The organism is Pleomorphomonas carboxyditropha (assembly GCF_002770725.1).
GTDB classification, from domain to species: Bacteria; Pseudomonadota; Alphaproteobacteria; order Rhizobiales; family Pleomorphomonadaceae; genus Pleomorphomonas; species Pleomorphomonas carboxyditropha.
In genome coordinates this window covers 30,031-40,252 of record NZ_NQVN01000032.1, presented here as the reverse complement: position 1 = coordinate 40,252, position 10,222 = coordinate 30,031, and the positions used below count along the sequence as shown (strand labels likewise).

12 protein-coding genes are annotated in these 10,222 nt (G+C 66.6%); 5 read left to right on the top strand and 7 right to left on the bottom strand.

The annotated features are described in order from the left end of the window. Positions 1–199 (bottom strand): ATP-binding cassette domain-containing protein (locus tag CJ014_RS25170; protein WP_118847949.1); only part of this gene is annotated, 199 nt, incomplete at its 3' end. Between the two features lie 141 nt (positions 200–340). Between CJ014_RS25170 and CJ014_RS25165 the strand changes: the two genes are divergently transcribed. Beyond that, on the top strand, positions 341–973 hold the full coding sequence (locus CJ014_RS25165) for a TetR/AcrR family transcriptional regulator (protein WP_165790994.1): 633 nt from the start codon (positions 341–343) through the stop codon (positions 971–973). A gap of 134 nt (positions 974–1,107) precedes the next feature. On the opposite strand, the gene CJ014_RS25160 is transcribed toward CJ014_RS25165, so the two are convergent. Beyond that, positions 1,108–2,043 carry an NmrA family NAD(P)-binding protein gene (locus tag CJ014_RS25160; protein ID WP_100083261.1) on the bottom strand — a complete coding sequence of 312 codons (936 nt, stop codon included), beginning with the start codon at positions 2,041–2,043 and terminating at the stop codon, positions 1,108–1,110. A gap of 156 nt (positions 2,044–2,199) precedes the next feature. Between CJ014_RS25160 and CJ014_RS25155 the strand changes: the two genes are divergently transcribed. Further along, entirely contained in the window at positions 2,200–2,811 is a 612-nt protein-coding gene (locus CJ014_RS25155; protein ID WP_100083260.1) for a TetR/AcrR family transcriptional regulator, read from the top strand. Between the two features lie 292 nt (positions 2,812–3,103). Here the strand turns inward: CJ014_RS25155 and CJ014_RS25150 are convergent, their stop codons facing one another. The 4 genes from CJ014_RS25150 to CJ014_RS25135 all read right to left on the bottom strand — a co-directional run bounded on the left by CJ014_RS25150 (position 3,104) and on the right by CJ014_RS25135 (position 6,745). Beyond that, complete coding sequence (locus tag CJ014_RS25150) at positions 3,104–3,814, bottom strand: methyltransferase family protein (RefSeq protein ID WP_207765862.1); 711 nt, start codon at positions 3,812–3,814, stop codon at positions 3,104–3,106. Positions 3,815–3,918: 104 nt separating this feature from the next. Beyond that, positions 3,919–5,379 (bottom strand): ATP-binding protein, encoded by a 1,461-nt coding sequence (locus tag CJ014_RS25145; RefSeq protein WP_100083258.1) that lies wholly within the window; start codon positions 5,377–5,379, stop codon positions 3,919–3,921. A 133-nt stretch (positions 5,380–5,512) separates the two neighbouring features. Beyond that, on the bottom strand, positions 5,513–6,214 hold the full coding sequence (locus CJ014_RS25140) for a response regulator (protein ID WP_100083257.1): 702 nt from the start codon (positions 6,212–6,214) through the stop codon (positions 5,513–5,515). Between the two features lie 3 nt (positions 6,215–6,217). Further along, positions 6,218–6,745, bottom strand: coding sequence for a MarR family winged helix-turn-helix transcriptional regulator (locus CJ014_RS25135; protein ID WP_100083256.1), 528 nt, complete (start codon positions 6,743–6,745; stop codon positions 6,218–6,220). 217 nt (positions 6,746–6,962) lie between these two features. Between CJ014_RS25135 and CJ014_RS25130 the strand changes: the two genes are divergently transcribed. Next, positions 6,963–7,856: a branched-chain amino acid aminotransferase gene (locus CJ014_RS25130; RefSeq protein WP_100083255.1), complete on the top strand. Its 894-nt coding sequence runs from the start codon at positions 6,963–6,965 to the stop codon at positions 7,854–7,856. 693 nt (positions 7,857–8,549) lie between these two features. Here CJ014_RS25130 and CJ014_RS25125 read toward each other — a convergent pair. Further along, on the bottom strand, positions 8,550–8,828 hold the full coding sequence (locus CJ014_RS25125; protein ID WP_100083254.1) for a hypothetical protein: 279 nt from the start codon (positions 8,826–8,828) through the stop codon (positions 8,550–8,552). A gap of 26 nt (positions 8,829–8,854) precedes the next feature. Here CJ014_RS25125 and CJ014_RS27695 point away from each other — a divergent pair, with 26 nt between their 5' ends. Further along, positions 8,855–9,169 carry a hypothetical protein gene (locus CJ014_RS27695; RefSeq protein WP_133121947.1) on the top strand — a complete coding sequence of 105 codons (315 nt, stop codon included), beginning with the start codon at positions 8,855–8,857 and terminating at the stop codon, positions 9,167–9,169. Between the two features lie 206 nt (positions 9,170–9,375). Next, positions 9,376–10,116 (top strand): class I SAM-dependent DNA methyltransferase, encoded by a 741-nt coding sequence (locus CJ014_RS25120; protein ID WP_100083253.1) that lies wholly within the window; start codon positions 9,376–9,378, stop codon positions 10,114–10,116. Positions 10,117–10,222: the final 106 nt, after the last annotated feature.

The window sequence follows — 10,222 nt, the reverse complement described above, 5'->3', positions numbered from 1 at the left end:
CGCCGCTCAGCACCTTCATCAGCGTCGACTTGCCGGCGCCGTTTTCACCGCAGAGCGCGTGGATTTCGCCTTCCTCTACCGAAAAGCTGACGTCGCGCAACGCAATGACGCCGGGAAACGTCTTGGTAATGTTGCGCATCTCGAGAATGACGCGCGTCGCGGCATGGCTCCCGGCGGCGGCGCCGGCTGGGCTGGTCATCGATCCTCCTCCCGAGGCGTCGCGCGGGCACTCCCATGCCCTCAAAAGTCATCGATCGATGATTTAATACGAGAGGCCGATTTGACCGTCAACGGCGAAGTGATAGGTAGCTTTGCGGGAGGAGCCGAGGGGAAGGGACGGATGGACGAGGTGAACGAGACGCGGCGCCGGACCGGCCGGCGCCCCAAGACGGCCGAATCGGGACGCACCGCGCTGCTCAGGGCCGCCATGAACCAGTTCTCCCGCAAGGGCTACGACGGCACGTCGCTGAGGGCGGTGGCCGACGAGGCCGGCGTCGACATGGCGCTGATCAACCGGCTGTTCGGCGGCAAGGCCGGGCTGTGGTCGGCGATGATCGATCTGGCGGCCAGCCACGAAAGCCGCAACGCCGCCCTCGCCGCCATCGGGGACGACACCGGCATGGGCGTGCGGCAGCGCCTCGAGCGGTTCATCGACGTGGTCGTCGACGTCTCCATCGACCTGCCGGTGTTTCCCGGCCTTCTGCTGCAGGAAGCGTCGACGCCGGGCGAGCGCATGGACATGCTGCTCGACCGGCTGATCGGCCCGTTCGGCCGGGACGCCCTGCCGCTGATCGAGGAGGGCATCCGGCGGAAGGTGATCGCCGAGGTGGCGCCGAACGTCTTCTTCTCGCTGCTGATGAGCTCCATCACGTTGACCATGGCGGCGCCGCACCACCGACGGATGATCTCCACCGATCCGGCGGTGCTGGCCGAAGTCGTCAAGGCGGCGGCCAAGGCGATCTTCCTGCGGTGAGGCGGTGAAATGGGCCGATCGCTGGTCCCCGGAGATTTATATCGGCCTCCGGGGACGAACGGACGTCCCATGCGAGCCCTGTCCGCGGAACGGGCGGCGCTTGCGGGGACCGCGCCGCGGCCGTCCCATGCGACCTACGCCGGCCGGCGCCAGACCGAGGCGTATGTTTCGACGAGGTCGGCGGGATCGGTGGGCTTGCGGCCGGTCAGGCGCTCGATGGCGTCGCTTGCGACGTTCATCCGGCCGAGGCCGATGGCCGCCTCGTTGCTCACCATGTCGTTGCTGCACCAGGGAACCGGCGACTTCGAGCCGTCGTCCTCGCTGGAGCGGGGAATGCCGAGGCCGTCGAGATAGGCGTAGAAGGCTTCGGCGTCGACAGGCTCGTAGCTGAACGGAATGCCGGAGGCGGCGACGATCATCTCGCAGATCCGCCGCTGGCCGATCGGCCGGCCGCAGATGTCGTAGGCGGCGTCGGGCTCTCCCTTGCCGGAGAGCAGGGCGGCGCCGACGCGGCCGCTGTCGTCCTTGGCGACGAAGGTGCCGACGCCTTCGCCGGCGGTAGTCACCCAGCGGTTGCCGCAAGCGAGCGCCAGCCGCACCGCGTTGACGAAGTAGTTCTCGAGATAGAGGTTGTTGCGCATGATGTTGAAGGCGAGGCCGGAGTTGCGCAGGTAGGCCTCGGTGAAGGTGTGGTCGGGCAGCACGTACTGGGCATAGCCCTGCCGGTCGGCGCCGAGGAAGGACGTGTAGGTGAAGTGCTCGATGCCGGCGTCGACGGCGGCGTCGATGACGTTGCGGTGCTGGAGCTGGCGCGGCAGGCCAATGTAGACGCCGGAAATCATCCAGACGCGATTGGCGGTGCGGAAGATGTCGGTCATCGCCGTGCGGTCGTCGTAGCCGGCCGCCGCGACGGTGACGCCCTTCGCCTGCCAGCGTTCGAGCCTGTCGGCGGGAATCCGCGACGGGTCGGGGCTGGTGAACACCAGGTCCCCGCCGTCGACCGTCTCCAGCATGTTTTCGGCGACCCGGCCGCCGAGCTGGCCGTCCGCCCCCATGACAACATAGCGCATGTTCCACCTGTCCTTGTTTGGGCTTGAGGTCGCGGGACCCGGAGCGGTCCCGCCGTTGCTCCTATATAACTAAACTAAACGGACTAGTTTAGTATTAGGTTGACAGCGTAGGCCGGTCAATTAGGATGGCGATCACGGATCGGGCGTGAGGAGCGAATGCGCAGGAGAACGGACGAACGCCGGCTGGCCATCCTGACGGCGGCGCATCGAGCCTTTGCCGAAGCGGGGTTCCGCAACACCACGGTCGACGATATCGCCAGCCGCTTCGGCGGCTCGAAGGCGACCATCTACAGCTACTTCCGCTCCAAGGAGGACCTGTTCGTCGCCGTCACGGAGGAGTTCATCTCCGGGGCGATCCTGGAAGCGTTCGATCTTCTCGATCCGGCCCGGGATATCGTCGACAACCTGACGGTCTTCGGCAGGGCCTACGTCGGGGCCGTCCTCCGGAGCGACGTGCTGGCGCTCAGGTCGATGGTGGCCATCGAGGGGCAGGCCAGCCTCGCCGCCACGTTCTACGCCAACGGTCCGGCGCGGGCGCAGGGCGATCTGGAACGGTTCTTCGCCGCCCACCGGCAGGCCGGGCGGATCGCCATGGACCGCCTCGACCTCGGCGCCCGCCGCCTCATGGCGCTGCTCGAGGCCGAGTTTCTGGAAGCCCGCTTGTTCGGCGCGATCGACCTGCCCGCGGACGAGCAGATCGCCGCTTCCGTCGCCTCGGCCATCCAGGCGTTCCTCGACATCTACCCGCTGCGTGATGCGGGCAGATGATCTCCGGCGAACCGGCCGGAGTCGCCAAGACGATCTTCCCGCCATCGTACTCGGAGCGCTATACCGGCGGCTCGCTCATTCCGGCCCGAGGTCCTACGCCTGCGCGTAGGATGACAACTTATAGGTAGGGCGACAACTTATAGGGCTGATTCCTATACATAAATCTGTCATCCTACGCGCAGGCGTAGGACCTCGGGCAGGATAGGACGGAAGGCCCATATAGGTCTCCGGGGACGAGCGGGCGCTTATGCGATGGTTCCGTCTCCACCTCGTAACCGATGGCGATGCCTCGTCACCAGAGGCCGGGGATCAATCTCCATCGCACCCGGCGGGCGTAGTCGTCGTAGCCGGGAAGTTCGGCCCGCAGCAGCCGGTCTTCCCAGGCGGTGCGCAGGACGAGCAGCGCCGATGCCAGCGCGGCGGGCAGGAGCGCCCAGGCTGAGCCGAGCGCCAGCGCCATGCCGAGGAACATCACTACGGCGGCGACGTAGCCGGGGTGGCGCACGAAGCGGTAGGGACCGCCGTCGATCACCCGCTGATGCCGCTCGGACTGGATGCGGACGCCGGGCTCGAAGTAGGGATTGACCGCCTGCGCCCAGGCGGTCACCGCGATGCCGGCAACAAGGCCGATATAGCCCGACACGACCGCCCAGGGCGGCACCGGCAGCCAGTGGAACCGCCCGGCATCGAGCGCCGCCACCGGCAGGATCGCCGCCATCGCCGGGAAGATGACGGCGAGCAGCGCCTTGTCCCACGCCTTGGTGCCCGGCTGGAACCGGCTGCGCGCCCGATAGATGATCGGATTGACGCGGGCGAGCACCAGGGCCGAGGCGCCGAAGGCCACGATCAGCACGGCGATGAAGATCCACCCCGGACGCCAGGCGAGGGTGCCGGCCGGCAGGAAGATCAGCACCAGCAGCGCCAGCGGCAGGCCGATGGCATAGGCGACGGCCATGCCGCGCGACATGGCGGCCGGCTGGCGGGGCGGTCCGGTGTTTTCCATCTGCTTACCCCCTGGCGAAGGCCCGGCTCGCGCGGGTAACGGCAATCGATCGCGTCGACCAACCCATTCTACCACCAAAGGCCTGCCGGCGCTCCCGGCGGGCGTCAGGCCGGCAGGCGCACCGTCGCCTTGAGGCCGCCGTGCGGGCTGGGGCCGAGCTCGATGTCGCCGCCGTGGCTGCGGGCGACGTCGCGGGCGATGGCGAGGCCGAGGCCGGTGCCGGGGACGTCCTGGTTGCGCGCCGCGTCGAGCCGGTAGAACGGCCGGAACACCGCCTCCAGCTCGCTGTCGGGAATGCCGGGGCCGTCGTCCTCGACGGCGATCGACAGCCAGCCCTCGCGCCGTTCGCCGGTGACCCACACCGCCGAGCGGCCGTAGCGCGCCGCGTTGCCGACGAGGTTGGCGATCAGCCGGCGGAAGGCGGTGGGGCGCAGCGTCAGGGCGCCGTCGCCGCCGAAGGCGAAGTGAACCGTCCGGCCGGTCGGCTCCACCGTCTGGCGCAGGCAGTCGGCAATCGTCGCCTCGACGTCGATCGGCTGCGGCGTCTCGTCGGCGTCGCCGCGGGCGAAATCGACATAGGCCTCCAGCATGGCTTCCATCTCGGCGACGTCGGCGCGCAGGTCGGCGGTGTCCTCGTCGTCGGGCAGCAGCGCCAGGCCGAGGCGGAAGCGGGTGAGGATGGTCTTGAGGTCGTGGCCGACGCCGGCCAGCATGGTGGTGCGCTGCTCGATCTGCCGTTCGAGGCGGCGGCGCATGCCGATGAAGGCGTGGGCGGCCTGCCGCACCTCGCGGGCGCCGGACGGCGCGAAGCCCTCCACCGGCCGGCCGCGGCCGAAGGCGTCGGCGGCGGCGGCCAGCCGCTCGATCGGCTTGATCTGGTTGCGCAGGAAGATCAGCGACACCAGCACCAGGAACAGGGCGGTGCCGACCATCCACACCAGGAAGAAGTGCCAGTTGGCGGCATAGGCGAGGCTGCGGGCGAACTCGACCTTCAAGACGCCGCCGTGCACGACCATCCGCACCTCGATGCGGTTGCCGTCGGAAAAGTCGCGGATGGCGAAGGGCATGCGGGTGCGCTTGACGATGCCCTCGGCCAGCATGGCGTGGACGATATCGCTCGACGAGCGGCGCACCCGGCCGATCTCGCTCGTCGGCATGATCTCCGCCACCAGCCCCATCGCCCGGCCGGCGGCGGCGACGGTGTCGGCGCGTTGCCCATCGGTGAGGTCGGTGTTGTCGGAAATGGTGGCGAGGCCGACGATCTGGCCGGCGACGGCGTCGGACAGGCGCTGGGTGACCAGCATCCAGTGGCGGTCCATGAACACGCCGGTCAGCACGCCGAGCAGGATCAGCATCGGCACCACGACGATCAGGAGCGACCGGCCGAGCAGGCCCTTGGGCAGCGACCGGTTGATGGCGTGGCCGGCGCCCACCCAGGCGCGGCGCAGCACCCTCGGGCTGTAGCGGCCGATGAAGATGCGGATATGCCGGATGAGGTCGTCCAGCCGATCGAGACCGGCGGCGATGCGGCCGCGACGCTCAGCGGGCTCGGGCGTTTCCGTCATTTGCCTCTTACCAATTCGCGAAGATGCTGGCGCATCCGCTCATTGAAGTGATTGCCGATTTCTCATGTGCAGCAAGGGCATGAGAAATCGGCAAGCGGAATACCAGGAGGGCATTTTCAATGCCCTCCCGGCATCACTCGAAACGCAGGCGGTAGCCGACGCCGCGCACCGTCTGCAGGAACAGGGGATTGCCGGGATCGATCTCGATCTTGCGGCGCAGGCGGTTGATCTGCACGTCGATGGTGCGTTCGCCCACCTCGCCCGGCTCGCCGGCCAGCGCCTCGCGCGACAGGGTGCCGTCGGGGCTGGCGGCGAACTGGCCGAGCAACTGCCGCTCGCGGTCGGTGAGGCGCACCGGCGCGTCGCCGTCGACGAGTTCCTCGCGCTTGGCGTTGAAGACGAAGCGGCCGAAGCGGATCTCCTCGCGCGTCAAGGGCGCCTCGGGCAGCGGCCGCCGCTTCAGGATGTTGTTGAGGCGCAGGAGCAGCTCGCGCGGCTCGAACGGCTTGGTCAGATAGTCGTCGGCGCCGGCCTCCAGGCCGCGGATGCGGTCGGCGCCGTCCGACTTGGCGGTGAGCAGCAGGATGGGCACGTCCTGCTCCGCCCGCAGCGACTGGGTGAGGCTAAGGCCGTCCTCGCCCGGCATCATCACGTCGACCACCAGGATGTCGAACTCGATGGCCGAGATCTTGCGCCGCGCCTCGGCGGCGTCGGCGGCGGCGGTGACCCGGTAGCCGTGGCCGCCGAGATATTTGGCGAGCAACTGGCGGATGCGGCTGTCGTCGTCGACGACGAGGACGTGGCTGGCGCCGTCGGCGGGGGTGAGGGCGGCCATCGCTCAGCCTTCCCGGCCGGCCGGCGCGCCGGGGGCGCGGGCATCGACCATGTTGCCGAGGAAGTCGCGGACGACGGCACGGGCGCCCGGCGGCAGCGGCGCCAGCGCGTGGCAGAGGCGCAGGTGCTGGCGGGCCGACAGGTCGGAGGCGAGCCGCTCGCCCTTTAGGGTGGCGTAGAGCAGTCGCTCGCGCCGGTCGACCGGGCCGGGGCGCTGCTCGATGTAGCCGTCGTCGACCAGTTGCTTCAGCACGCGGCCGAGGCTCTGCTTGGTGATCTGCAGGATGTCCAGGAGGTCGGAGACCCTGAGGCCGGGGTTGCGCATCACGAAATAGACGACGCGGTGGTGGGCGCGGCCGTAGCCGATGGCTTCCAGGATGTGGTCGGCCTCGCCGACGAAGTCTCGGTAGGCAAAGAACAAAAGCTCGATCAGCTCGAGGTCCAGCTCGCCGCCGCCGCTGCCACTTTCGCGACTCGCGTCCGGCTCGTCGGAGGAAGATTGGGCGTCGGGAGAGAAATTTATGGCAGTCATGTTGACATACTTCGATTCATTTGTTACTTGAATGCCCGTCACGACGAAACGATCGTTCGCACGACGCGGTCGTCACGGGCATCCGGCATTCCGGGAGCCTTTGATCGGCAAGCATAACCGCTTGCTGGCGCCGAGGCAAAACGTGTTGCCGTGCAGACATATCGTTGTCCGGCGGAGCCGGGCAGCAGACAAAAAGAAAAAGGTCTGGGAGTTCAAGATGGCCAGTGTCCCCTTTGACAGCCGCGACGGCGTGATCTGGTACGACGGCAAGTTCGTCGACTGGAAGGACGCCAAGGTGCATGTTCTGACCCACGCGCTCCACTATGGCAGCGCCGTCTTCGAAGGCGAGCGCGCTTACGGCGGCGAGGTCTACAAGCTCCGGGAGCACAGCCAGCGCCTGATCGACTCGGCCGAGATCCTTGGCTTCAAGCTGCCCTACGGCCTGGAAGAGATCGAGGCGGCGACCAACGCGACGCTCGCCCGCTCGGGCCTCGTCGACGCCTATGTCCGGCCGATCGCCTGGCGCGGCTCGGAGACCATGGGCGTCTCCGCCCCCAACAACACCATCCACATGGCGATCGCCGTCTGGGAATGGCCGAGCTATTTCAGCCCGGCCGAGAAGCTGAAGGGCATCCGCCTGACCTGGGCGCCCTATCGCCGCCCCGACCCGCTGACCATCCCCTGCAAGTCGAAGGCGGCCGGCCTCTACATGATCTGCACCATCTCCAAGCACGCGGCCGAGGCGCAGGGCTATACCGACGCCCTGATGCTCGACTATCGCGGCTACGTGGCGGAATCGACCGGCGCCAACATCGTCTTCGTCCGCGACGGCGAACTCTATACGCCGCAGCCGGACTGCTTCCTCGACAGCATCACCCGCCAGGCGGTGGAGGCGATCGCCGCCCGCCACGGCATCAAGGTCAACCGCCGGCACATCCTGCCGGAGGAACTTGCGACCTTCACCGAGGCCTTCCTGGTCGGCACCGCCGCCGAGGTGACGCCGATCTCGGAGATCGGCGAGTACCGCTTCAAGCCGGCGGCGATCAGCGAACTGTTGATGCACGCCTATCTCGACGAAGTGCAGCCGAAGAAGGTTGCCGCCGCCGAGTGATCGGCTGGTCAATCGGAGACACGGGAACCCCGTCGCGCGGAAGTGCGGCGGGGTTTCGTTCGCCGGTAGGCTCGGGCGGCGCTCTTGATTCACCCGGAGACCGATATGTGCCCGGGTGATCCATTCCGCCCGAGGTACTGCGCCTGCGCGCAGGATGACGTACCCGGGGCAAATTCCCGGGCACGCTGGCGCGGTCCTGTCACGCCGTCGTCGCCGAGCGCATCGCCTCCCATAGATTGTCATCCTCGCGCAGGCGAGGACCTCAGGACGAGAAGGTGAGGAGGGGCGTATCAGGCGCCCCAGCGTTGCTGGAGCGCTATATCGGCGTCGAGCTTTGTTCTGCCCGAGGTCCTCGCCTGCGCGAGGATGACAGCTTTATATATGGGGAACAAACGGATAGGTCGGCATACTGGTACCCGAGGCAAATTCCCAAGCACCCAGGTGCAATATTTCTGGTCTCGTATGTGCGAGATCATGCCATTTCAATGACTTGATGAACATTGCCGCCGCTTTCCAAGCGGAGTTTCTCAGGCTTGCCCGGGAATTTGCCCGGATACGAGGATGGCAATCTATGGGGATGTTTTCTTTATATAATCCGTCATCCTGCGCGCAGGCGCAGGACCTCGGGCCGGAAAGGGCGGGCGGCGGATATAGGGTCCGGCCGAGTCGGAGCGTCGCGGCCCTCTCCGCCAGCTAGCGATACCATGTAGGCCCGACGATCAGCCTGTGCACCGTGAAGATGCCGATACCGAGAGCGATCGTCACGGCCACCCAGAAGGACGCCCCGATACCCTGAAAATAGAGGGGAACCGCCAGGACGACGGCCACCGGCACCAGAAGGCCGAACATGAGAAGGAAAATCAGCCCTCTCGATTTCCGATTGAAGTAGACGTAGCCCTTCTCTGCGCCGCAGGCCGGGCAGACGAAGTCATTTTCGGAGACGGCGCTCAGGCAATAGGGGCAATGCACCATTTCATGGCCTACGTTAAGAATGAAAAATGAATGGGCTTCAAAGCGTCCCGATCGGCTGTGTGCTGGACCTTCAACCGGATCCACAGCCTGATAAAACTGATCAAAATCCTGCCGATACCCGGAGTTTATCTCCGGACACCATATTCATGCCAGCGAAGCGGCGCTGCGGTTCTATCGATGCCAAACGAGTATTCGCCGCCCAATGGATGTTTTGCGGGGCTTGTGCGATATCCATTTCGAGGCCGATCGCCGTCGGCCAAAAAGAGGAAATTTTTCCCGAAATTTCAGAAGACAGAACAAATGTCTGCCAACCACCAACGCACCATAAACACGCGCATTGAACCAATATCATCAGTATATATGACAGTCTAGATGATTGCAAGGGCTCAAGCCCTCTTTCCGATTGTGCACGGGGGCGTGTAAAAGGACCGGGGATACCTGCTATTTGGCTTTATACCACGGTTTACGCCTTTAGCGGCAATGGGTTGGAATGATTTATACTGCCGAGGGCGATCGCGGGCCCGCGAATGATCCGGAGGAAACGCGCATGATCCCTTGGGATCCCTGGGACAGCGAAACGGCCGGGAGCTACGACACGCCCGGCGCCGGCATGTTCGCGCCCGAACTGCTGAGGCAGACGGTCGATCGGCTCGCCGGGCTGGCCGGCGACGGCCCGGCGCTCGAATTCGCCATCGGAACGGGGCGGGTCGCCATTCCCCTCCGCGACAGGGGCGTGCCGGTCGCCGGCATCGAACTGTCGGCGGCGATGATCGACCAGTTGCGCACCAAGGCCGACGAAACCAGGATTCCGGTCATCGCCGGCGACATGGCGACGGCGCGGGCGCCGGGGCGCTTCAAGCTCGTCTATCTCGTCTACAACACCCTGTCGAACCTGCTGACGCAGACGGAGCAGGTCGCCTGCTTCCGGAACGCCGCGCGGCACCTCGAAGCCGGCGGCCGGTTCGTCATCGAGCTGTGGGTTCCCGAATTGCGCAAGCTGCCGCCCGGCCAGGACGCCGTCGTCTTCGGCACGGAGCCCGGCTACATCGGCCTCGACACCTACGATGTGCTGGAGCAGCGCGTCGTGTCGCACCACTTCCGGTTCGGCGACGACAGGCAGGCGGCTTTGCTGCGCTCCGCCCATCGCTATGTCTGGCCGGCCGAACTGGACCTGATGGGCCAACTGGCCGGTTTCGCGCTGGAAGAGCGGTCGGCGGACTGGACCGGAACGCCGTTCACCGGCGAATCGCGGTCGCACGTGTCCGTCTACCGGCTTGGCGATGGCTGACGGGAACAGGCCGGCGCCATTCCGGCAAAAAGGCACGCCGTTTTGCGCCGTGGCTTGCGTCCTGACAAATGGTCGGCGGGAGACTTCCGCCGGCCCCGCCCGGCGT